Source organism: Saccharothrix lopnurensis (assembly GCF_042658445.1).
In the GTDB taxonomy this organism is placed as follows: domain Bacteria; phylum Actinomycetota; class Actinomycetes; order Mycobacteriales; family Pseudonocardiaceae; genus Actinosynnema; species Actinosynnema lopnurensis.
The window spans coordinates 24,285-46,206 of the sequence record NZ_JBHSQO010000028.1; the positions used below are offsets into that span (position 1 = coordinate 24,285).

General features: G+C 74.2%; 18 protein-coding genes. 11 read left to right on the forward strand and 7 right to left on the reverse strand.

Annotation, left to right across the window (positions count from 1 at the left end; translation table 11 throughout):
• Positions 1–201: 201 nt before the first annotated feature.
• A complete protein-coding gene (locus ACFP3R_RS24175; protein ID WP_380638674.1) occupies positions 202–747 on the reverse strand; it encodes a hypothetical protein in 546 nt (181 codons plus the stop codon).
• Positions 748–1,268: 521 nt separating this feature from the next.
• Here ACFP3R_RS24175 and ACFP3R_RS24180 point away from each other — a divergent pair.
• The 5 genes from ACFP3R_RS24180 (at position 1,269) to ACFP3R_RS24200 (ending at position 5,868) form a co-directional block, all read left to right on the forward strand.
• On the forward strand, positions 1,269–2,309 hold the full coding sequence (locus ACFP3R_RS24180) for an iron-siderophore ABC transporter substrate-binding protein (protein ID WP_380638675.1): 1,041 nt from the start codon (positions 1,269–1,271) through the stop codon (positions 2,307–2,309).
• Positions 2,306–3,349 (forward strand): FecCD family ABC transporter permease, encoded by a 1,044-nt coding sequence (locus tag ACFP3R_RS24185; RefSeq protein ID WP_380638676.1) that lies wholly within the window; start codon positions 2,306–2,308, stop codon positions 3,347–3,349. The genes ACFP3R_RS24180 and ACFP3R_RS24185 overlap by 4 nt, the downstream gene beginning before the upstream one ends.
• Positions 3,346–4,398 (forward strand): FecCD family ABC transporter permease, encoded by a 1,053-nt coding sequence (locus ACFP3R_RS24190; RefSeq protein ID WP_380638677.1) that lies wholly within the window; start codon positions 3,346–3,348, stop codon positions 4,396–4,398. The genes ACFP3R_RS24185 and ACFP3R_RS24190 overlap by 4 nt, the downstream gene beginning before the upstream one ends.
• Positions 4,395–5,207, forward strand: coding sequence for an ABC transporter ATP-binding protein (locus ACFP3R_RS24195; RefSeq protein WP_380638678.1), 813 nt, complete (start codon positions 4,395–4,397; stop codon positions 5,205–5,207). Before ACFP3R_RS24190 ends, ACFP3R_RS24195 begins: the two co-directional genes overlap by 4 nt.
• 109 nt (positions 5,208–5,316) lie before the next feature.
• Entirely contained in the window at positions 5,317–5,868 is a 552-nt protein-coding gene (locus ACFP3R_RS24200; RefSeq protein ID WP_380638679.1) for a carboxymuconolactone decarboxylase family protein, read from the forward strand.
• Here ACFP3R_RS24200 and ACFP3R_RS24205 read toward each other — a convergent pair.
• Complete coding sequence (locus ACFP3R_RS24205; RefSeq protein WP_380638680.1) at positions 5,850–7,256, reverse strand: amino acid permease; 1,407 nt, start codon at positions 7,254–7,256, stop codon at positions 5,850–5,852. The genes ACFP3R_RS24200 and ACFP3R_RS24205 overlap by 19 nt on opposite strands.
• 236 nt (positions 7,257–7,492) lie before the next feature.
• Here ACFP3R_RS24205 and ACFP3R_RS24210 point away from each other — a divergent pair, with 236 nt between their 5' ends.
• Positions 7,493–7,669, forward strand: coding sequence for a hypothetical protein (locus tag ACFP3R_RS24210; protein WP_380638681.1), 177 nt, complete (start codon positions 7,493–7,495; stop codon positions 7,667–7,669).
• Between the two features lie 31 nt (positions 7,670–7,700).
• Here the strand turns inward: ACFP3R_RS24210 and ACFP3R_RS24215 are convergent, their stop codons facing one another.
• The 4 genes from ACFP3R_RS24215 to ACFP3R_RS24230 all read right to left on the reverse strand — a co-directional run bounded on the left by ACFP3R_RS24215 (position 7,701) and on the right by ACFP3R_RS24230 (position 15,740).
• Entirely contained in the window at positions 7,701–11,555 is a 3,855-nt protein-coding gene (locus tag ACFP3R_RS24215; RefSeq protein WP_380638682.1) for an amino acid adenylation domain-containing protein, read from the reverse strand.
• A 360-nt stretch (positions 11,556–11,915) separates the two neighbouring features.
• A complete protein-coding gene (locus tag ACFP3R_RS24220; RefSeq protein ID WP_380638683.1) occupies positions 11,916–13,412 on the reverse strand; it encodes an alpha/beta hydrolase in 1,497 nt (498 codons plus the stop codon).
• Between the two features lie 64 nt (positions 13,413–13,476).
• Positions 13,477–14,193 (reverse strand): MerR family transcriptional regulator, encoded by a 717-nt coding sequence (locus tag ACFP3R_RS24225; protein WP_380638684.1) that lies wholly within the window; start codon positions 14,191–14,193, stop codon positions 13,477–13,479.
• Between the two features lie 167 nt (positions 14,194–14,360).
• A complete protein-coding gene (locus tag ACFP3R_RS24230) occupies positions 14,361–15,740 on the reverse strand; it encodes a DUF6271 family protein (RefSeq protein ID WP_380638685.1) in 1,380 nt (459 codons plus the stop codon).
• 54 nt (positions 15,741–15,794) lie between these two features.
• On the opposite strand from ACFP3R_RS24230, the gene ACFP3R_RS24235 reads away from it, so the two are divergent.
• Entirely contained in the window at positions 15,795–15,944 is a 150-nt protein-coding gene (locus ACFP3R_RS24235; RefSeq protein ID WP_380638686.1) for a hypothetical protein, read from the forward strand.
• 65 nt (positions 15,945–16,009) lie between these two features.
• Here ACFP3R_RS24235 and ACFP3R_RS24240 read toward each other — a convergent pair whose 3' ends face one another.
• Positions 16,010–17,122 carry a hypothetical protein gene (locus ACFP3R_RS24240; protein ID WP_380638687.1) on the reverse strand — a complete coding sequence of 371 codons (1,113 nt, stop codon included), beginning with the start codon at positions 17,120–17,122 and terminating at the stop codon, positions 16,010–16,012.
• 482 nt (positions 17,123–17,604) lie between these two features.
• Here ACFP3R_RS24240 and ACFP3R_RS24245 point away from each other — a divergent pair, with 482 nt between their 5' ends.
• The 4 genes from ACFP3R_RS24245 to ACFP3R_RS24260 all read left to right on the forward strand — a co-directional run bounded on the left by ACFP3R_RS24245 (position 17,605) and on the right by ACFP3R_RS24260 (position 21,904).
• The gene (locus tag ACFP3R_RS24245; protein ID WP_380638716.1) at positions 17,605–19,263 is read left to right on the forward strand and encodes a molybdopterin-dependent oxidoreductase; all 1,659 of its coding nucleotides are present in this window, start codon (positions 17,605–17,607) and stop codon (positions 19,261–19,263) included.
• A gap of 163 nt (positions 19,264–19,426) precedes the next feature.
• Positions 19,427–20,017 carry a helix-turn-helix domain-containing protein gene (locus tag ACFP3R_RS24250; RefSeq protein WP_380638688.1) on the forward strand — a complete coding sequence of 197 codons (591 nt, stop codon included), beginning with the start codon at positions 19,427–19,429 and terminating at the stop codon, positions 20,015–20,017.
• 107 nt (positions 20,018–20,124) lie between these two features.
• Positions 20,125–21,084: a class I SAM-dependent methyltransferase gene (locus ACFP3R_RS24255; protein WP_380638689.1), complete on the forward strand. Its 960-nt coding sequence runs from the start codon at positions 20,125–20,127 to the stop codon at positions 21,082–21,084.
• Between the two features lie 451 nt (positions 21,085–21,535).
• A complete protein-coding gene (locus ACFP3R_RS24260; protein ID WP_380638690.1) occupies positions 21,536–21,904 on the forward strand; it encodes a histone-like nucleoid-structuring protein Lsr2 in 369 nt (122 codons plus the stop codon).
• Positions 21,905–21,922: the final 18 nt, after the last annotated feature.

The following is a 21,922-nucleotide window of genomic DNA, read 5'->3' on the forward strand; positions in this document are numbered from 1 at the left end:
CCGACGGACCAGATCGTGGACCGGGCCCGCGCGGTGGTCGACACGGCCACCGCGCGGGCCGCGGCGGGCAGCAGCCGCAGCGGGTGGAGAACGCGCTCTACCCGCCGGGTCCGACCAGCCGCCGCGCGGGCCGCAGTGGCGGGAGAGCCCGCTCGACGTGCCGGGGCGGCTCGTCCCCGGTCCACCCGGTACCGGACCGGCTCACCCGTTCGCGCGACCCGTGGCCACCACGATGGCGTCGGCCACCAGCGCCAGGGTCCTGGTGATGCTGTAGGGGTCGCGGTCGAGGTCGTACAGCACCTCGCGCACCGGCATGATCGACCGGGCGCTCCCGGGCGTCGCCGCGGCGTCCAGGGCTGCCTGGAGCACCGGGCACACCCGTTCGACGGCGGCGGCCATGCGGTCGGCGAGGGTGATGTGGCCGGCGTCGGGCACGGCGACGCCGTCGGCGCGGGCCCACTGCGACGAGGCCAGCAGCACGGTGACCGCGTCCTCCCTGGTCGGCACCAGGGCCGCCAGGTCGACCCCGCCCGCGGGGGTGCGCGGCAGGTCCGGGTGGGCCAGGTGCAGGTGTCGCAGGAGCAGGGCCACCAGGTCGGCCAGGCCGTCGAGTCCGTGCGCCTCACCCAGCGCGCGCACCCACTCCTCGTCGTCCCGCCCGCCCTCGCGCAGGGCCAGGACGAAATCGGACGCCGCCTCTTCCAGCGACGCCCAATACCGGTCGGTGCCGCGCACCGGTGCCGTCATGTTCACTCCTGCTCTCCGTGGGGACCTCCGGGAAAACCGAATGCCCTCGGAACCCGGGACGCCAAACCACACCCGGCGGAGAAAACCGGCTCGCCGGACCCGCCACCGACCGGTCCCCTCGCCCGGCGGCGGCGCGTCACAGGGGCGTTACCTGCACGATCGTGGACCCCGCCGCCCGTCCGCGGTTCCGACGACGGTCACCGCCGGGGTGGTGACCGCTCCTCAACATCACTCGATCGAGACAACCGGGTCCACCGTCCGGGAGAGGCGGCACGAGCCGTCGCCGGACCTCCGCACGAGCCGTCGCCGACCCGCCGGCGGACGGTCGCCAGCCCCCGGCGGACGGCGGTCGCACCCCGCGACCGACCGGACACAGATCCGGTACCGACGGGTTCCAGATCACAGTGGACAGACCTACCGAACCGCGATCACGGTCCTCTAGCTTAGGCAAGGCTAAGCACACCTCAGGCTCGTGATCATCTCGACCGCCGGTGCCTGGCCTCGACGAAAGGGGTTCGCCCGTGCGTTCACGCCGCCTGCGGGTGGGGGCCGTCGCCGCCGTCGCCGCGATGGCGCTCAGCGCCTGTTCCTCCCCGAGCGAGAACGGCGGTGAGGACGCCGGCGCCGGCCCGACCCCCGCCGGGGACTCGTTCCCGGTCACGATCGAGCACGCGCTCGGGTCGACCACGATCCCGGAGAAGCCCGAGCGGGTCGCCACCGTCGCCTGGGCCAACCACGAGGTGCCGCTCGCGCTGGGCATCGTGCCCGTGGGCATGGCCAAGGCCAACTTCGGCGACGACGACGGCGACGGGCTGCTGCCCTGGGTCTCGGAGAAGCTGAAGGAGCTCGGCGCGCCCACCCCGGTGCTGTTCGACGAGACCGACGGCATCGACTTCGAGGCGGTGGCCGACACCCGCCCGGACGTCATCCTCGCCCCCTACTCGGGGCTGACGCGGGAGGACTACGACACCCTCGGCGACATCGCCCCCGTGGTCGCCTACCCGAAGACGGCGTGGGCCACCCCGTGGCGCGACAGCATCACGGCCGGCAGCAAGGCGCTCGGCCGCTCCGCCGACGGCGAGAAGATGATCGCCGACATCGAGCGGCAGATCGAGGACGTCGCCGGGAAGTACCCGCAGCTGCGGGGCAAGTCGACGATGTTCATGACCCACTTCGACACCACGGACCTGAGCCAGATCGGCTTCTACACCACGCACGACACCCGCGCGATGTTCTTCGAGGACCTCGGCATGACCACGCCGGGCAGCATCGCCGGGGCGTCGGCGACCACCGACAAGTTCAGCCTGCGCCACAGCACCGAGCAGATCGACGCCTTCGACGACGTGGACATCGTGGTCGGCTACGGCGACGAGGAGGTGGGCCGCGCGCTGGCCGCCAACCCGCTGCTGTCCAAGATGCGCGCGGTGGCCAACGGCTCGGTCGTCATGCTGTCCGGCTCCTCCCCCGCGGGCACCGCGGCCAACCCGACGCCGATGTCGGTGTCGTGGGTGCTGGACGAGTACGCGGCCCAGCTCGCGGCCGCCGCCGACAAGGTCAGATGACCACGTCGACCGACCGGCCCGCCCCGGGCGCCGCCACCGCGCGGCACCCGGGGCGGGCCCGCGCCTGGTGGCTGCTCGCCGTCCTGGTCGCCCTGCTCGCGGCCGTGGTCGCGTCGGTGGTGGCCGGGGCGCGCGACGTCGCGGTGGCCGACGTCCTGGCCGGCGTGCGCGGGGTGGAGGACACCCTGGCCCAGGCGGCCGTCGCGCAGCGCGTCCCGCGCACCGTGCTGGCCGCGCTGGTCGGCGCGGCGCTGGGGCTGGCCGGCGCGGTCATGCAGGGGGTGACCCGCAACCCGCTGGCCGATCCCGGCATCCTGGGCGTGAACATGGGCGCCTCGCTGGCCGTGGTGACCGGCATGGTGTCCTTCGGGCTGGTCAGCGCCACCTCCCACATCTGGGTGGCCATCCTCGGCGCGGCGGCGGCCGCGGTGTTCGTCTACGCCGTCGGCTCCCTGGGCCGCGGCGGGCCCACCCCGCTCAAGCTCGCCCTCGCGGGCGCGGTCACCTCGGCCGCCCTGACCTCGCTGATCAGCGCGGTCGTCCTGGCGCGCAACGACGTCGCGGCCACCTTCCGGTCCTGGCAGATCGGCGGGGTCGGCGGCGCCTCCTTCGACCGGATCGGGCAGGTGCTGCCCTTCCTGGTGGCCGGCGCGGTCGTGTGCGCGCTCACCGCGCGTGGGCTGAACTCGCTGGCGCTGGGCGACGACCTGGCCGCCGGGCTCGGCGAACGGGTCGTGCTCACCCGCCTCGGCGCGTTCGCCGGCGCGGTCGTGCTGTGCGGGGCGGCCACCGCGGTCGCCGGGCCCATCGGGTTCGTCGGCCTGGTGGTCCCGCACCTGTTCAGGTTGCTGATCGGGGTCGACCACCGCCGGCTGCTGCCCTTCTCCGCGCTGGGCGGCGCGGTGCTGCTGACCGCCGCCGACGTCGTCGGCCGCCTGGTGACCCGGCCCGAGGAGGTCGACGTCGGCATCATCACCGCGCTCGTCGGGGCGCCGTTCTTCATCTGGATCGTCCGCCGGCAGAAGGTCCGCTCCCTGTGAACACCACGGCCACCGCCACCCCCGCGACCGTCGCCCTGGTGGTCCGCACGAGGACGCGCCGGGCCCGCCGCCGCCGCGCCGTGATCGCGGTGCTCACCGCGCTCGTCCTGGTGGCCGCGTCGGTGTCGCTCATGGTCGGCCGGCGGTTCTACCCGCCCGGCGACGTCATCGCCGTCGTCCTGGGCGAGCAGGTGCCCGGGGCGTCGTTCACCGTCGGCCGCCTGCGGCTGCCGCGCACCGTGCTGGCGACGCTGGTCGGGCTCTGCTTCGGCCTGGGCGGCGTGACCTTCCAGACCATGCTGCGCAACCCGCTGGCCAGCCCGGACGTCATCGGCATCAGCGCCGGCGCGAGCGCGGCCGCCGCGTTCGCCATCGTCTCGCTCTCGCTGTCCGGTCCCGCCGTCGAGGTCTTCGCCATCGTCGCCGGGCTCGGCGTCGCGCTGCTGATCTACCTGCTGTCGCACCGGGGCGGGGTGGCGGGCACCCGGCTGGTCCTGATCGGCATCGGCATCTCCGCGATGCTGGACAGCACCATCAACTGGGTGCTCAACGGCGCCGGCGAGTGGGACCTCCAGCAGGCGCTGCGGTGGCTGACCGGCAGCCTCAACGGCACCGCCTGGTCCGACGTCCTGCCGGTGCTGGGCGCCGTGGTCGTCCTCGGTCCGCTGCTGCTGGCCCAGACCCGCGCGCTGGCCACCATGCAGCTCGGCGACGACGCCGCCTCGGCGCTGGGCGTCCGCCTCGACCCCACCCGGATCGCGGTGATCGTCTCCGCGGTCGGGCTGATCTCGTTCGCGACCGCGGCCACCGGGCCGATCGCCTTCGTCGCGTTCCTGTCCGGCCCCATCGCGGCCAGGCTCGTCGGGCCCAGCGGGTCGCTGGTGCTCCCGGCGGCGCTGGTCGGCGCGCTGCTGGTGCTCGTGGCCGACTTCGCCGGCCAGTTCCTGCTGGGCGCGCGCTACCCCGTCGGCGTGGTCACCGGCGTGCTCGGCGCCCCCTACCTGATCTACCTCATCATCCGCACCAACCGCGCCGGAGGCTCGCTGTGACCGCCACCCACACCCTCGCGGTGGAGCAGCTGACCATCGGCTACGGCGACCGCGCCGTCATCACCTCGCTGGACCTGGTGGTGCCGCCCGGCGGGATCACCGCGATCGTCGGCGCGAACGCCTGCGGCAAGTCCACCCTGCTGCGCTCGATGTCCCGGCTGCTCACCCCGAGGGCGGGCCGGGTCCTGCTCAACGGCGAGCGGGTGCACCGGATGCCCGCCAAGGAGCTGGCCCGCACCATGGGCCTGCTCCCCCAGTCGCCGCTGGCGCCCGAGGGCATCACGGTCACCGAGCTGGTCGGCCGTGGCCGCCACCCGCACCAGGGCGTGCTGTCCCGCTGGAGCCGGGAGGACGACCTGGCCGTGGCCGCCGCGCTGGAGGCGACCGGGACCGCGGACCTGGCCGACCGCGCCGTGGACGAGCTGTCCGGCGGCCAGCGCCAGCGCGTCTGGATCGCGATGGTGCTGGCCCAGCAGACCGACCTGCTCCTGCTGGACGAGCCGACCACGTTCCTGGACGTCAGCCACCAGATCGAGGTGCTGGACCTGCTCACCGATCTCAACCGCTCGCGCGGCACGACCATCGTCATGGTGCTGCACGACCTGAACCTGGCCGCCCGCTACGCCGACCACCTCATCGCCCTGGCCCGCGGCGGCCTGCACGCGGCCGGCACCGCCGAGCAGGTCCTCACCGCCGAGACCGTGCGCGCCACCTTCGGCCTGGACTGCCGGGTGATCACCGACCCCGTCTCCGGCAAGCCGCTCATGCTCCCGGTGGGCAGGCACCACACCCGGGAGGGCACCGCCTGACCCGCGCGTCGTCGCACCGGTCCGGGCGCGGTCCGGGCGGCGATCGGCGTTGCGGGACCACGCAGTCGGCCGGTCCACGCCGCGAACGGCGACGGCTAGCGTGGCGGTCATGGCGCACATCGATCTGGGCGTGGACGAGACGCGGTTCCCCGGCATCACCGGCCCCATGAAGTTCCGGTCCGAGACGGCGAAACCGCTCAACGAACTGGCCGAAGTCCTGCTTCGGGCACCTCACTCGATGCCCGCGGGCGAGCGCGAGCTGATCGCCGCGTACGTGTCCGGGCTCAACGACTGCGACTTCTGCTGCAACTCCCACTCCGCTTTCGCCGCCGCGCAGCTCGACGAGGGCCTGCCGCTGGTGCAGCGGGTGCGCGCGGACCTCGACACCGCGCCGATCCCGGACAAGCTGAAGGCGCTGCTGCGGATCGCGGGCGCGGTGCAGCGCTCCGGCCGCGAGGTCACCGCCGAGATGGTGGACGCGGCGCGGGCGCAGGGCGCCACCGACGTCGAGATCCACGACACCGTGCTGATCGCGGCGGCGTTCTGCATGTTCAACCGGTACGTCGACGGCCTGGCGACGTTCGCGCCGGAGGGCCCGGAGGGCTACTACGTCGAGTCCGCGCGGCGGATCGTCGAGCACGGTTACACCGAGTCGTTGTAGTTGCCCGCCACCCGGCGTTCCCGGGCCGCGCGGCGGGCCCGGACCAGCGGGTAGGACGCCAGCACCAGCAGCACGAACGGCACGCCGACCTGCCAGGCCGGGCCGAACGCCGCGGTGAAGGCCGAGGCGACCAGCACCAGCACCACGTACACCACGCTCAGCACCGAGGTCACCGGCGCGCCCGGCAACCGCACCGCCGACGGCGGCTGGTCCGCGCGGGCGCGCCGGAACGCCCGGTGGCCGACGAAGATCAGCAGCCAGGCCGTCATACCGCTGAACATGGCGATGCCCAGCAGCACGGGGAACGCCGTGCCGGGCGACAGGGCCGCCGCGACCGCCGCGACGGCCAGGCCGACGGTCGAGGCGAGCACCGCGTTCACCGGGCTGCCCCGGTCGGTCACCGAGGCCAGCCGGCGCGGCGCGTAGCCGTCCAGGGCCAGGGAGTGCAGGGTGCGGGACGCGAGGTAGAGGGTGGTGTTGGCGGCGGACAGCGCGGCGGTGAGGATGACGAGGTTCATCAGCCCCGCGGCCGCCGGGACGCCGAGGGTGGTGAACAGCCGCACGAACGGGCTCTCCGCCACCCCCTCGGCCGCCGCCGCCTCGGTCCACGGCACGATCGCCACGATGATGCCGGTGGCCAGCACGTAGAACAGCGCCAGCCGCAGCACCACCCGCCGGGCCGCGCGCGGGATGTCGCGGGCCGGGTCGCGCGACTCGGCGGCGGTCATCGCCACCGACTCCACGCCGCCGTAGCTGAACGTCGCCACGGTGATCGCCAGCACCACGCCGGTCAGCCCGTTGGGGGTGAAGCCGCCGTGGTCGGTCCACGCCGACAGCCCGACCGCGTCCCGCCCCGGCAGCCCGAACACCACGTAGAGCCCGCCGAGCACCAGGAAGACGACCAGCGCCGTCACCTTGATCATCGCGAACCAGTACTCGACCTCGCCGAACAACCGCACGGCGGCGAAGTTGACCACCAGGATGAGCAGCGAGAACAGGCACACCGCCGCCCACAGCGGCACCTGCGGCCACCAGTACCGGACGTAGAGGCCAGCCGCGACCACCTCACCGCCGACCGTGATCACCTGCGTCGCCCAGTAGCACCACCGCTGGACGTAGCCGGTGAGCGGCCCGGCGTACCGCGCGACGACCGCGCCGAACCCGCCGGCTCCCGGGTGCGCCACGACCATCTCGGCCACCGCGTAGGCGACCGCCACCGCCGCCAGCGCGCCGACCAGGTAGACCAGCACCACGGCGGGGCCCGCCAGGGAGATGGCCAGGCCGGCGCCGAGGAACAGGCCGGTGCCGATGGTGCCGCCCAGCGAGATCATGCCGATCTGGCGGCTCGACAACTGCCGGAGCAGGCCACCGCTCTCGTCGTCCGGCACGGCGCTCCCCTCGTTCCCGGCCGCGGGCGGGCCGCACGCGGGCAGCGAGACGGTGCCGGCCGCGCCGCGCCGGCCGCCATCCCCCGTCGGGTCGCCTATACGGCCGGCCGAAGGCCGAGGGGTGCGGGTGTGACGCCCCGGATCGCCGGTCGCGGTTCATGGGGGGAAACGCGTATCAGGGGTCGGCCACCGGGGTAGTTCCCTTTTCGGGACCCACGCCGACAGAAAGGGCCACAATGGATAAAACAGACATAGAGGCGCTGCACAAACGCGCCGAACTGCTGGGCGTGCTCGGCCACGACCGAATGGGTCCCGACGAGTTGCGCACCGCCATCGACGCCCGAGAGCACGGCGCCGACCCGCGGCAGACCCACGAACGCGTCCACGGGAAAGCCATCGGCGACGAACCCTGAGCCGCCTCGCCGGTGCCGCGGAGCCGGGGGATCACGCCTCCGCCGGGAGCGCGGTGACGACGCCCACGCGGTCCGGGGCACCGGCCCGGTCCCGCAGGTGGCGCGAGATCAGGCCGCCGACCACGGCGAGCGGTTCCGCCTGGGTCATGGCGTGGTGGGTGCAGGCGATGCCGTGGGAGACGACCCGGCCGGTGACCCGGGAGCGCCACGTGCCGCTGCCGTGGGCGCGGTCGCCCTCCGTGGCCTCGAAGTACAGCACGTCCCCGTCGAACACCGAGTCGTGGTAGGTGGGCACCAGGGTGGCGAAGTGGGCCAGCACCGCGGTGAGGGTGCCGATGTCCCGCTCGCCGAGCCCGCAGCACCCGTCGGAGGTCAGGCCGGCCGCCTCCAGCAGCAGGGGCAGGACGTCCTGCCCCTCGAACACCGCCCCCGGGTCGATCGGCCGCGCGTCGAGCAGCGCCAGCAGCCCCACGTCCTCGCCCTCGGAGCGCAGGCGGGCGGCGATGGCGTGGGCGAGCGCGCCGCCGATCGACCAGCCCAGCAGGTGGTAGGGCCCGGTCGGGCGCACGGAGCGGATGCGGCGCACGTAGCCGTCGATCATCTGGTGGAACGTGGCGGGCAGGTCGTCGGGGTCGACCAGGCCGGGGACCTGGAGGCCGTACACCGGGACGTCGTCGGGCAGGTGGTGGGGCAGCCCGGCGTAGCACCAGGCGAGCCCGCCCACCGGGTGCACGCAGAACAGCGGCGGCCGGGAACCGCCGGCGCGCAGCGGGAGCAGCGCGTCGAACGCCCGGGACGGGGTCGCCCGGTCGATCAGCCGGGCGAGGTCGGCCGCGGTCGGCGCCCCGTACACCGCGCCGAGCGGGAGACCGGCGCCCAGCTCAGAGCCCACGCGGCTGACGAGTTCGGCGGCGAGCAGCGAGTTCCCGCCCAGGGTGAAGAAGCTGCTGTCCGCGCCGACCTCGGCGACGCCGAGCACCTCGGCGAACAACGCGCACAGCTGCTTCTCCCGCAGCGTCCGCGCGGCCCGGCCGGCGCGGACCTCGGGCGCGGGCAGGGCGGAGCGGTCGAGCTTGCCGTGCTCGGTCAGCGGCAGCCGGTCGAGCAGCACGACCGACGAGGGCACCATCGAGGTGGGCAGCCGTTCCGCCACCCAGGACCGCAGCTCCGCCTCGTCGAGCGGGCGGCGGGCGGGGACCACGTGGGCGGACAGGGCGGAGGCCGAGGTGGTGACCACCGCCTCGGCGACGCGGGGGTGCGCGAGGAGCACGGCCTCGACCTCGCCGGGCTCGATGCGCACCCCGCTGACCTTGACCTGGTCGTCGGTGCGCCCCAGGTACTCCAGCGCGCCGTCGCCGGTCCACCGGACCACGTCGCCGGTGCGGTACATGCGGGCGCCGGGCGGGCCGAACGGGTCGGGCAGGAAGCGCTGCGCGGTGAGGCCGGGTTGCCCGAGGTAGCCGCGGGCGACCTGCGCGCCGGACAGGTGCAGCTCGCCGGGCACCAGCGGCGGCTGCGGCCGCAGCGCCCGGTCGAGGACGTAGGCGCGGACGTTGTGGCCCGGACGCCCGATGACGGGCTGCTCGCCGGTGATCCGGCAGTACACGGCGTCGACCGTGGTCTCCGTCGGTCCGTAGTAGTTCCACGCCTCGATGCCGGGGCACTCGCGCAGCGTCCGCCACAGCACGGGGTCGATCGCCTCCCCGCCGACCATGAGCAGCCAGGGGAACCTCTCCTCGCCGGCGAACAGGCCCCGCGCGAGCAGGGTGCGCAGCACCGACGGCGTGAGGTCGGCGAAGTCGATCCGGTGGCGCCGGAAGTAGCGCACGAGCGCGGCGGGGTCCAGGCGCACCGCGTCGTCCACCAGGTGGACCTCCTGCCCGGCGGCGAGGAACACCACGCCCTCCCAGGAGGTGTCGAAGCAGAACGACGCGGTCACCGCCGAGCGCAGGCGCCCCCGGGCCGGGCCCAGGAGTTCGGCCCGGTGGTCGTGGAACAGGTTGGCCAGCTGGCGGTGCTCCACCACGACCGCCTTCGGCCGGCCGGTCGAGCCGGACGTGAAGCTGACGTACGCGGGGTGGTGCGGCCGGTGGGTGCCGACGGGGTCGGTGCCCGGCCACCGGTCGGGGTCGACCCCGTCCGGTACCTCGTCCAGCAGCACGACGGGGTGGTCCGGGGGGAGGGCCGCGCCGGTCCGCGCGGTGGCGAGCACGCACAGGGGCCCGATCTCGGCCAGCAGCGCCCGCAGGCGGGCCGGCGGGTGGCCGGCGTCCAGTGGCACGCAGGCCGCGCCCGCCTTGAGGACCGCCAGCAGCGCGACCACGTAGTCCGCGCACCGGGGCAGGGCGAGGGCGACGAACGTCTCCGGTCCGGCCCCGCGCGCGATCAACGAGTGCGCCAGGCGGTTGGCCCTGAGGTTCAGCTCGGCCGCGGACAGCCTCGTCGCGCCGCAGACCAGGGCCGTGGCGTCGGGTGCGGCCCGGACCTGCGCCTCGAACAGCGCGGGCAGCGTGGTGTCCGGCGTGGTCAGCGCGGTGTCGTTCCACTCGTGCAGCACGAGGGCGCGCTCGCGCTCGTCGAGCAGGTCGACCTCGCCCAGTTCCCGGTCCAGGTCCGTGGTGGCCAGGGTGCGCAGCAGCGCGAGGAAGCGCCGGTGGTGGGCGGACAGCGCCTCGGCGTCGTACCTGGCGGGGTCGGAGTTGAAGTCGATCCGCAGGGAGCCGTCGGCGGGCCGGTCGTAGACGTTGACGCCGAGGCCGGTCACCGGGCCGTTCGACAGGTTGCGCAGCACCGCCGGGTGACGACCGAAGCGCAGTTCCGCGTCGTGCATCATGATGTTGATGCCCCAGTCGCCCAGGTAGCCGCCCCGGTGCGGCGCGATGCCCAGGTCGCGCACCAGGTGGGTGGTGGAGAAGCGCTGGTGGCGCAACAGGTCCTTCGCCGCGGCGGCGGTGTCGCGCACCAGCTCGGCGACGGTGGCGGACGGGGTGGTCGAGACGCGCAGCGGCAGCACCCCGGCGACCATCGACGGCACGCGGCGCGAGGCGCTGGTCGACCGGCCGTTGACCGTCAGCTCCAGCGAGACGTCGTCCTCGCCCGCCAGGCGGTGCACGTAGAGCACGAGCGCCGCCATCGCGACCGACGGCAGGCCCGTCTTCGCCCGCCGCGCCAGCGCGCGCAGGCCCGCGGCGTCGGCGGGGGCCAGGTGGCCGGTCTCGCGGAGGGAGGTGCGCGGCACCACCGACGAGGACGCGGTCGGGTCGCCCGCGGTGGGCCAGCCGGTCAGCCGGTCCGCCCAGAACCGCCGGTCGGCCGCGAACCGCTCGGACGCCTCGTACTCGGCCTCCTCGGCCAGGGCCTGCTCGAACGAGCCGAACGGGCACGGCGCCGCGGCCCGGTCCTCCTCGGCCGCCGCGTACAGCTCGGCGACGCGCTGGATGAACAGCGAGAAGCCGTAGCCGTCGAGGAGGACGTGGTGGATTCCGAAGTAGACCGTCCACCGCCGCTCCCCCGTGCGCAGCAGGGCGAACGAGAACAGCGGTGGGCGTTCGAGGTCGACGGGCTCGGCCAGGTCGGCGCGCACCCACGCCGCCGCGGCCGCGACCGGGTCCGCCCGCCCGCGGAGGTCCAGGACCGGCAGGTCCCACCCCGAGGACGGGTCGATCACCTGCCGGAGGTGGCCCTGCCCGGTGCGGTGGAACGCCGCCCGCAACGCCTCGGTCTCGTCGACCGCCCGGCGGATCGCCCCCTCCAGCAACGCGACGTCCAGCGGCCCGTCGACGTCCACGGCCTCGGCGGCCTTGTAGATCGGGTTGTCCGGGTCGAGCTGCTGGGCGAACCACACGCCCTGCTGGGCGGCCGTGAGGGGCAAAGTTTTCGTTGGCACGCGCGGTTTCATACCCGTGCTCGCGCCGGATGCCACCGCATCACGGACCGGAGTACACGAAAGGGTTGTTTCAGCCTTCCCTTCGATATCGGTGTTGACGAGACGGTAGTCTTCCGCCACGCGAGGCGACCCGCGAGTTCGCGTCGGGCCGGGTGACACCCGGTCGATCACCTCCACCGGGCGTCGGCAAGGCGGTCGGCGGTGCGGGTTGGTGACACCGGTCGGCGGGGTGACGGATTCGCGGGCCGACCCACCCCGTGGAGGGCGGGCCGACCCGCGACGCGGTCGGTGGGTGGAGCCGGTCGGGTGGTGGGGCGGCCGGGTAGTGGAACCGGCCGGAGGTGGAACCGGACCGGGGCGCTACCCGATGGCCGGGGTCCGCGTGGAGCCGGAGGTGCGCGGGGTCTCGGCGGCGCACCGGAGGTCGTGCGCCGGGCGCCGCCCGCCGAGCAGGTACCCGGTCACCGCGTTGTTGGCGCAGGTGTTGGCGCCCAGGACGTAGGCGCCGTGCCCGCCCTGGTCGGCGGTCACCATGGCCGCCCGGTCCCCGAAGGCCCGTCGCGTCGAGCGCGCGCCGGCCAGCGGCGTGGCGGGGTCCCGCTCGTTCTGCACCATGAGCACGTTGCGCGGGCCCCGGTCGGAGATCCGCACCGGCTGCTCCACGGGGTCCGGCCAGAAGGCGCACGGCTGGATGTTGGCCGCCGCCGCGCCGAACATCGGGTAGCGGACGCGGTCGACGGCGACGTTGCGCTCGTAGGTCTTCACCGAGGTGGGCCAGCGGGAGTCGCCGCACACGATGTGGAGGCGGCCGGCGATGATGTTCTCCAGTCCCGGCGGGAGGGGCGTGTCGTCCGGCGGCAGCGGCGTGCCGGTGTCCAGCGCCCGCCAGAGGTCGGCCAGCCGGGTGAAGGCCGCGTCGCCGGTGCCGTAGAGGCCGACGAACGTGAGCATCCGGAACTGCGGCCCGGTGAGGCCCTGCGCCGGCGCCGCGTCGAGCCGGCCGGCGAGGTCGAAGTACTTCGCGCGCACCTGCCGGGGCGTGCCGCCCAGGCCGAGGTCGGGGCGGGCGGCGGCCCACCGCGCGAAGTCGGGGAACGTGTCCTCCACGCCGCGCGCGTACATGCGGCCGCCCTCGACGTCCCAGCCGCCCGCGCCGAGGTTGCTGTCCAGCACGACGCGGTCGGTGGTCCGGGGGAACAGCGTGGCGTACACCGCGCCCAGGTACGTGCCGTAGGAGTACCCGAGGTAGGACGCCTTCGGCTCACCCAGCGCGGCGCGGACCCGGTCCAGGTCGCGGGCGGCGTTCGCGGTCGTGGTGTGGGGCATCAGGTGCGCGGTGGGCGACGCGGCGCACCGCCGCGCGATCTCCCGGGTCTCGCCGGCCCACTCCCGCACGTCGGCGGGCGTCACCGCGTAGGGCGGGACGCTGCCGGCGAACTGCTGCTCCGGCGTCAGGTCGCACGTCACCGGCGTGCTGTGGCCCACGCCACGCGGGTCGACGCCGATCACGTCGTACGCGTCGCGCACCTCCTGCGGCAGGCCGCCGAGCGCGAGCTCGGCCGGGAACCTCAGGCCGGGGCTCGGTCCGCCGGGGTTGGTCAGCAGGATGCCGCGGCGCTTCTCCGGGTTCCGGCTCGCCAGCCGCGAGATCATCACCTCGATCGTGCGGCCCCGGGGGTCCCGGTAGTCCAGCGGCACCCGGACCGTCCCGCACTCCAGGCCGGGTGCGGCGGCGTCCGCCGGGCACTCGACCCACTCCACGGTGGTGGCGGGCGCCGGTTCGGCCGACGACACCCCCGGCACCACCAGTGCCGCCGCCGCGATCGGAACCGCGAGCAGGGACAACAGCTTCTTCATCCGCGAACACCTCCCGACGGCGCGCCGCCCTGGCGCGCCGAGAACGAAAACCGAGAACGAGAACTCAGCCGTTCACGCGGACCAGGACGTCGATCTGGGCCTCGTTGTAGAGCTCGACGAGGACCTTGCCCATCGTCCGCACCACGAATTCCTCACCTCGCGGCGCACCGGCGTAGACACCGGCCGGGTCCGGGAAGGCGGCGTGCACCTCCTTGACCAGCGGGAGCGCGCGCAGCCCCTCGGCCAGCCGTTGGCGGGTCCCCTCGTCCGCATCGACGGGCAGGGCGTCGAACTCGACCACCACGGGGTCCTTCGAGTAGCCGCCCAACGCCCCGGCGTAGACGGACAGCGCCTCCGGGGAGAGCAGCTGGGCCAGCACGACGGTGAACGAGCGGTCGCGCGGCGACAGGTCCGCCTCGGCGATCACCGCGGCCACGTCGGGCGGCAGGTCGGTCGGCGCCTCCCGGCTCAGCAGCAGGGCGAGTTCGGCGCGCGCCCGCCGGAGGCGTTCGATCGTGGCGGCCAGTTCGGCGTCGAGCAGGCGCAGCGCCTCACCGGGGTGCTCGTCGGCGTCCCCGAGGTCCGCGATCTGCCCCAGCGACAGCCCGAGGTCGGTGAGCCGCTTGATCCGCAGCACGCGCACGAGGTGGGGCACGCCGTAGCTCTTGTAGCCGTTGGCCCGGCGTTCGGGCTGGGCGAGCAGGCCCACGTCGTGGTAGTGCCGGATCGTGCGCAGCGTCGTGCCGGCGAGGTCGGCGAGCTGGCTGGTGCTCCACGCCACGGCGCGCGTCCTCCCCGGTTCCGGCCTCGCCGACGCGGTCACGTCGACACCGCAAGTGGAAACCATGCCGCTGCGGCACGGTCAAGCCGGAGGGCCGGGTTCGCGACGAAGGTGGTGGGCGGGGACCGACCTTCGTCCCGCGCGTGGGCGACGATGGTCGCGGCCGGTCAGGGCCGCAGGGCGGGCGCGATGGCCGGGAGGTCCAGTTCGCGGGCCCGTTCGACGAGGTGCGGCCAGCGGTCGAGCAGCAGCCGGTGGGTGGCGTAGTCCTCGTCCGCCTCCCGCACGTACCGCTCGGCGTTGGCGGCCAGGTGCCTGCCGACGCGGGCGTAGCGCTCGTCGACGGGGGTCAGGACCTCGTCGGCCAGGGCCCTGATCCGGGCCGCGCGGGGCGCGGGGTCCGCTCCGGGCAGGGCGCCGACCGCCCGGCCGAGCGCCGCGCGCAGCGACGCCGGGACCAGGTCGGCCGGGGGCCCGGCGCGACCGGGCGCGCCGGGTTCGAACAGCGGGCCGTAGGCGGTGAAGTAGTCCGCGAACCGGGCCACGCCCTCCCAGTAGAGCTGTTTCTGCGCCGGGTCGAAGCGCCCGGGGTGGTACTCGTGGAACACCGCCCGGGTGTGGTGCAGCGCCGGGACGCCCAGGGCCATCGCCACGTCGAAGGCGAAGTAGTCCGCGGCCAGGCTGTTGCGGCCGGGCACGGTGGGCAGCAGTTCGTGCAGGCGGGTGACCGCGACGTTGCCGCAGTCGGGGTTGGCGCCCTGGTTGGGGGCCAGGAGCAGGGTGCGCGCGTCCCGCGCGTCGTGGACCTGCTCGGCCGGGAACACCTCGGCCACCAGCGCGGCCACGTCGTCGGGGGCGAACCCGAGGATCTCGTAGAGCCGGTGGACCAGGTCGTAGGAGCGGTGGGCGAGGTCCTTGACGTCGAGGTTCCACTCGCCGAAGTAGTTGCCGCCCACCACGCAGATCGGCGCGTCGGCCACGGCGGGGTCGGCGGGGAGGGGCAGGTCGACCTCCCCGACGCGCCGGCCGAGGTAGGACAGCTCCACCTCGATCGGGTGCTTCCCGGCGGCCTCGGGCACCTCCTGGCCCAGCGGCCGGGTGTCGGAGTCGCGCCGGTGCAGGGCGTCGGCGCCGAAGGACACCGTCATGAGGAACAGCTTGTTCATCGCGGTGCCGTAGTCGCGGCGCGGGGACCGGAACACCTGCCCGAGCACGGCCGGCTCGTCGCGCAGCAGCCGCTCGAACCAGGTCCGCTGGCGGTCGGCGGTGAGGTGGTGGACGGGCAGGTCGGGGTGGGCGCGCGCGAGGTCGGCGAGCGCGTCCGCGTTGGCCCGCGCGTGCGGGCCGTCGTCGGTCTCGAACACCACCAGCGGGATCGACCGCCCGAACCGCTCGCGGGCGAACGCCAGTTCCTCCGCGTAGCCGGCCGCCGCGCGGGAGCAGTCGCGGTTGGTGGGGATGAAGAACACCGAGGAGGCGAAGGCGGGTTCGACCGGGTGGGGCATCGCGCTGTCCGTCCTCGTGCCGGTGCCGGTCGAGCGGATCACGACCGGTGTGGGTGCGGGGTCGGAACCTACCGGGCGGCCTGGGTCCGCGTCGGCGTGGTCGACGCGGACCTGGTGCCGCTGATGTGCGGCATCGCCTACGCCGCCCGGGTCCACGGCGTCGGCCCCGAGGACCGGACCGCCACCGCCCACCGCTACCTGGCCACCCTGCTCGGGGGGATGCGCGCCGCGGCGCCGGGTGTCTGAGGAGGGCACCGGCCGCGGTGGGCCGGCGCCTCCCCGCCGGGTCCACCCCGGCCCCGAGCGGCCCCCTACACGGGGGTGGCGATGTAGCCGAGGTTGTCGCCGCGGCTGTCGTAGAAGTCGCCCACGACCTTCCCGGAGGTGTTGATGCCACAGGCGGACATGCCGGAGGCGGCCTCGGCGTAGTTCAGCGGGATGAACTCGTCCTGCCCGGCCCGCAGGTACGCCTGGGGGCCCTGCTTGCCGAGGTAGAAGCCGGCGATGACACCGAGGTCGCTGATCCCCAGCCCGCTCGTCCCGCCCTCGCTGGCCGGCACGTCCGGGTGGTCGATGGGGGAGGCGGCGAAGACCTTGCTGTTGCTGTCGCGGACGAAGGCGTGCGCGGCCTTGCCCTCGCCGATATACTGGCCGACCACCAGCCCGGCGTTGTTGATGCCCATGAAGAAGGTGCCCTCGCCCGCGTCGTCGGGGTGCCGGAACGTGTCGACGTGCTTGCGCTCCCCCTTGGACCACACGAAACCCTTGATGATGGCCTGGGACTGCCCGGACTCGTCGCGGGCGAAGTACCAGCCGGAGACCAGACCGGAGTCGTTGATGCCGAAGGCGACCACCGTGCCGGTGCCGTCCTCGGGGGTGTCGATGGACTCGAACCCCTTGGTCGTCGAGGAGTAGGTGAACGAGGAGACGCCTTCCGCGGGCAGCGACATCGTCCCCGGGTACGAGCCCTTGCCGGGCTGGTAGTAGCCGACCGCGTCGCCGTTGTTGTTCAGCCCGTACAACGCCGTCGTGTCCCCCGCCTCCGGGTGGTCCACGACCTGGGAGAACTCACCCGCGGCGGAGCGCAGGAAGCCGTGCACCCCCCGGCCGTCCGCGAAGTAACCGACCGTCTCGTCCCTGTTGTTGATCCCGAAAACCGTCGTCTTGACGGATTCCGGGTGCTTGACGGTCACGTAGGAGTAGTTCCGGCTGACCTGCGGCGTGGTGGCCGGGAAGGGCCCTTCGGCCGTCGCCGGGGGCGGTGTGGTCGTGGCGGCGGGCTCGCCCTCTTTCGCGCTGCACGAGGTGAGCGCCACGGCGCTGCCGAACGCCAGCCCGGTCCACCGGAGGAAGTCGCGCCGATCGACCCCCGCGCCAACAAGGTGGCCCGTGAGCGCCGAACGGTGCGCGCGGTTGCTCATCACCAGTAGTCCTTCCCGTTGTCACTGCCTCGGTCCCGATCCGCGGACCCGGGAGCACCCCACCCGCGGGCGCCCGCGCCCGGTGGCTCGGCACGATGGCCACATCGTCGGCCCACCCCCTCCGGCGGCACGTCCGGGAGTTCCACAAGATCAGTCCGACCAGTTTGCCCCATCCGGCCCAATTGGCTATAACTATTTGAATTCTTTGTCGGTCCGGAGTCGGTCATTGCGGTTCGGGTGCGCGGCCGGGTCGCCGGATCGACGGCACGACCAGCGGATACACCTCAATACGGGTAGGTCGATCACGGTCTTCGACACGACGGCGGGATGGCCCGCACATCCCGTGCGCCGCCGCCCGACCCCGCCCGCCTTGCTGCCTGAGTTGAAATACTTGTAGCTTTACCTGTCGTGACTGCCACCACGGCAGCGCGGCGGGGACCTGCCGCGCGGGACGTGGGCCGCGAGTTCCCGGAGGGCTGGGCATGATGGAGAGCGGACGGCCGGGAGCGACGCCTTCGGAACCGCCGTCGTCCTCGGCGGGGCACCGGGCGGGCGCGCCGGACCGGTTACCGGCGGGACCGGCGGCGCTGGTCGGCGTCCTGGGGCTGGGCGCGGGGTTGGCGGTCGGTCACCTGGTGGCCGGTGTGCTGGGCCCCAACGCCTCGCCGTTCCTGGCGGTGGGCAACACCGCGATCGACCTGGCACCGGCTCCGGTCAAGGAGTTCGCGATCCGCACCTTCGGCACCCACGACAAGCTGGTGCTGATCGGCGGGATGGGCGTGGTGCTGCTGGGGTTGGCGGTCGTGGCGGGGCTGCTGTCGCGGCGCGGTCCGCGGCCGGGCACCGTGTTCGCCGTCGTCCTCGGGGCCGTGGGGGTCGCGGCGGTGTGGTCGCGGCCCGACCTGGGCCCGGTGGACCTGCTCGCGCCGGTGGCCGCGCTGGTGGTCGGCGTGGTGGTGTTCCGGTGGCTGCACGCGGTGGCGGTCCGGCGTGGCGCCCGCGTCGGGGACGGTGCCTCCGCTGAAGGTGTTGAGGGTGCCGCGGTGGACGGTGCCGCGGTGGACGGTTCCCCGGCGGGGGCCGGCACCGGTCGGCGGCGGTTCCTGGTCATGTCCGCCGGGGTGGCGGTCGGCGCGGGTGTCGCCGGGACCGGCGGGCAACTGCTGGCCGGTCGGGGTGACACCGGGGGTTCCGCGGTCGGGCTGGGTCCGCTCACCCCCGCCACGCCGGCGCCGCCGATCCCGGCGGGCGCGGACTTCGCACCGCTCGGCACGCCCTCCTTCATCACGTCCAACAGCGATTTCTACCGGGTGGACACGGCGCTGTCGGTGCCCCGGGTGCGGGTGGAGAACTGGGCGCTGCGCCTGCACGGCGGGGTGGACCGGGAGGTGGTGCTCGGCTACGCCGACATCCGGGACATGCCGCTGGTCGAGCGGACCGTGACGATCACCTGCGTGTCCAACGAGGTCGGCGGGGAGTACGTGTCCACGTCGAACTTCATCGGCGTGCCGCTGCGCGACGTGCTGGAGCGGGCCGGCGTCAAGCCCGGCGCGGACCAGCTGTTCTCCACCAGTGTGGACGGTTGGACCTGCGGCACCCCGGTGGCCGACGTGCTGGACCGGGGCCTGCTGGCGATCGGGATGAACGGCGAGCCGCTGCCGATCGAGCACGGTTTCCCGGCCCGGCTGGTCGTGCCCGGCCTCTACGGGTACGTCTCCGCGACCAAGTGGGTCGTGGACCTGGAGCTGAACCGCTTCGACGACAAGCAGGCGTACTGGCTGGAGCGCGGCTGGGCGCAGCGGGCGCCGATCAAGACCCAGTCCCGCATCGACGCGCCCTCGCCGTTCACCACCGTCCCCGCCGGGTCGGTCACCGTCGCGGGCATCGCCTACGCCCAGCAGCGCGGCATCGGCAAGGTCGAGGTCCGGGCCGACGGCGGGCCGTGGCGCACCGCGGAACTGGGCACCGAGGTCAACCTCGCCACCTGGCGCATGTGGCGCGTGGAGCTGGACCTGGGGCCCGGCGAGCACACCGTGGAGTGCCGGGCCACCGACCGCACCGGCGCGACCCAGCCCGAGGCCCGGGTCGCGCCGACGCCGGACGGCGCCACCGGCTGGCACTCCACGCAGTTCACCGTCGGGTAGGGGTGGGCGCTGCCGGGCCGACACCGGCTCTCCGCCCGCCTGCCAACACCGGCCCGGCGGGCCGGGCCCGGCGGCGCCGCGGCGCGAAGCGGGCGCGTGACGGGCAACCCCCGCCGGCATCACCGGAGCGCGCTTCGTGCGCCAGGGGCATACGCTGTTGCGCGTGGAGCACGACAGCGGCGAGTTGGACGGTCTGGTGCGCAAGCGGATCCGGGCGTTGCGGGTGGCCCAGGGCTGGTCGCTGGAGGACCTGGCCTCCCGCGCCCGCCTGAGCCAGTCCACGCTCAGCCGGATCGAGAACGGTCAGCGCCGCCTGGCCCTGGACCAGCTCGTCACCCTCGCCCGCGCGCTGAACACCTCCCTGGACCAACTGGTGGAGACGGCCGCGGACGACGTGGTGTCCAACCCCACGCACGACGCGGCCCACGGGCTGATGCGGTGGTCGGTGCGGGCGGACCCGGGCATGACCGTGGTGCGCCACCGCATGGTGGACCCGCCGCCCGACAACCTGTCGCGCCTGCGCGCCCACCCCGGCCGCGAGTGGCTCGTGGTCCTGTCGGGCACGGCGATCCTGCTGCTGGGCAACCGCCGCTTCCGGGTGGAGACGAACCAGTCCGCCGAGTTCCCCACGATGCTCCCGCACGCCATCGGCGTGGAGAGCGGACCGTGCGAGGTGCTGGGCATCTTCGACCGCGACGCCCGTCGCGGCCACCAGACCCGCGAGGACGCCAAGGCGGACCGGGCACCCCGGTGACGGCCGGCAGCGGGGTGTTTGCGCGTTCGGCAGCGCGGGCGGGCATCGAGTTGCGCATCCGGGAAGCGCCCGTGCCGGGAACGCCCGACGCTCCTAGCGTGGCGGTCGTGACCCACGCATCCCCCCGCACACCGCACCACGGCGACCACCACGGCACGCACCACAGCGACCACCACCGCGACCACCACGGCGACCAGCCGGACCACGACGCCGACCAGGCGGAGATCCTCGACCTGGACGCGGAGGCCCTGGCCGAGCACACCGCGTCCATCACCGCCTGGCTGCCCGTCGCAACCGCCCCCCGCCGCATCCTCGACCTGGGTTGCGGAACGGGAGCGGGCACCCTGGCCCTGCTGGCGCGCTTCCCCGCGGCGGAGGTGACGGCGGTGGACTCCTCCCCGAACCACCTGCGCCGCCTGCGGGAGAAGGCCCAGGTCGCGGGGGTGTCCGACCGGGTGCGCACCGCGGAGGCCGACCTCGACGCGACGTGGCCCGAACCGGGCACCCCCGACCTGGTGTGGGCCTCGGCCTCCCTGCACCACCTGGCCGACCCCGGACGCGCCCTGCGCCGGGTCCGCGACCTGCTCGCGCCGGGCGGCCTGGTCGCCGTGGTCGAACTGGCCGGGTTTCCCCGGTTCCTGCCCGAGGACGCCCCGGACGACCGCCCGGGACTGGAGGAGCGCTGCCACGCCGCCCTCGCGCACCACCACGCCGAGCACCTGCCCCACCGGGGCGCCGACTGGGGTGCCGCACTGACCGCCGCCGGGTTCGTCGTGGAAGCGGAACGCACCATCGCGGTGGACGTGGAGGCCACCCACACCGGGGTGGTCGGACGCTACGCGCTGAGCGGGCTGCGCCGCCTGCGCGTCGGCGTCGCCGGGCTGCTGTCCCCCGAAGACCTCGCCGCGCTGGACGGGCTGCTCGACACCGACGGCCCCCGGTCGCTCCTGCGCCGCGACGACCTCGCGGTGCGCACCGAACGCCGGGTGTGGGCCGCGCGCCCCGGGACGACGACCCCGATCAGGCCAACCCCGATCAGGCCAACCCAGGTCAGGCCAACGGGCTGAGCACCAGGTCCACGCCGAAGTCCAGGCGCTCCGCGAACGTCCCGGGCGCCAGGTGGCGGGGGCCCGGTCCCGCCACCCCTCCGGGAGGTCGACGCCCACGCCTCGCACGTGATGTTCGAGCAACCGCTCCGTACGCGCCTGCGGCAACGCCGGCGTGAACGGGAAGGGCGTGTCCAGCACGGAGAAGTGAGCGACCGGAATGCGGCCGCCCTCGGCGAGGAAACGCCCGTGCAGCCCCGGGAAGTCGGCGGCTCCAGGGTCCCGGGTGGACCGTCAGCGCCTTGGAGCGCGGACCACCACCCGAGCACCTCTCGGTATTGGTCTTCACTGAAGCAATAGGAGATTTTTCACCCGAACGTGCTACGACACCCCCGGTCGAGAGGCGACGTGGTGACAGTCGGTGTTGTTAGGCTGCCGACTTCACCTCAGTCCGAGCGCCAGCGAGGTAACCGTGGCTCAGAAAGTCCTGGTCCAGCTCATCGACGACCTCGACGGCACCCCGACCGAGGACGGGCAGACCGTCGTGTTCGCCCTCGACGGCGTCTCCTACGAGATCGACCTGCGCCCCCGGAACGCCGACCGGCTCCGCGACGCCCTGGCCGACTACATCGCGGGCGCCCGGAAGACCGGCGACCGCGCCGCCAAGCGCGCGGTGACCACCGGCACCGCCCCGCGCCGGCCCGCCCCGGAAACCCGGAACAAGGAGCAGACCCGGGCCATCCGCGACTGGGCCCGCGGCAACGGCCACGACCTCGCCGACCGCGGGCGCATCCCCACCCACGTCATCGAGGCGTTCGAAGCGGCCCACCGGCGGGCCTGAAGCACCGGCGGACGGGCA

Coding starts and splice junctions, on each gene's coding strand:
- ACFP3R_RS24175 (WP_380638674.1), bottom strand. CDS start 747: ATGACGGCACCGGTGCGCGGCACCGACCGGTATTGGGCGTCGCTGGAA.
- ACFP3R_RS24185 (WP_380638676.1), top strand. CDS start 2,306: ATGACCACGTCGACCGACCGGCCCGCCCCGGGCGCCGCCACCGCGCGG.
- ACFP3R_RS24200 (WP_380638679.1), top strand. CDS start 5,317: ATGGCGCACATCGATCTGGGCGTGGACGAGACGCGGTTCCCCGGCATC.
- ACFP3R_RS24210 (WP_380638681.1), top strand. CDS start 7,493: ATGGATAAAACAGACATAGAGGCGCTGCACAAACGCGCCGAACTGCTG.
- ACFP3R_RS24220 (WP_380638683.1), bottom strand. CDS start 13,412: ATGAAGAAGCTGTTGTCCCTGCTCGCGGTTCCGATCGCGGCGGCGGCA.
- ACFP3R_RS24245 (WP_380638716.1), top strand. CDS start 17,605: ATGGAGAGCGGACGGCCGGGAGCGACGCCTTCGGAACCGCCGTCGTCC.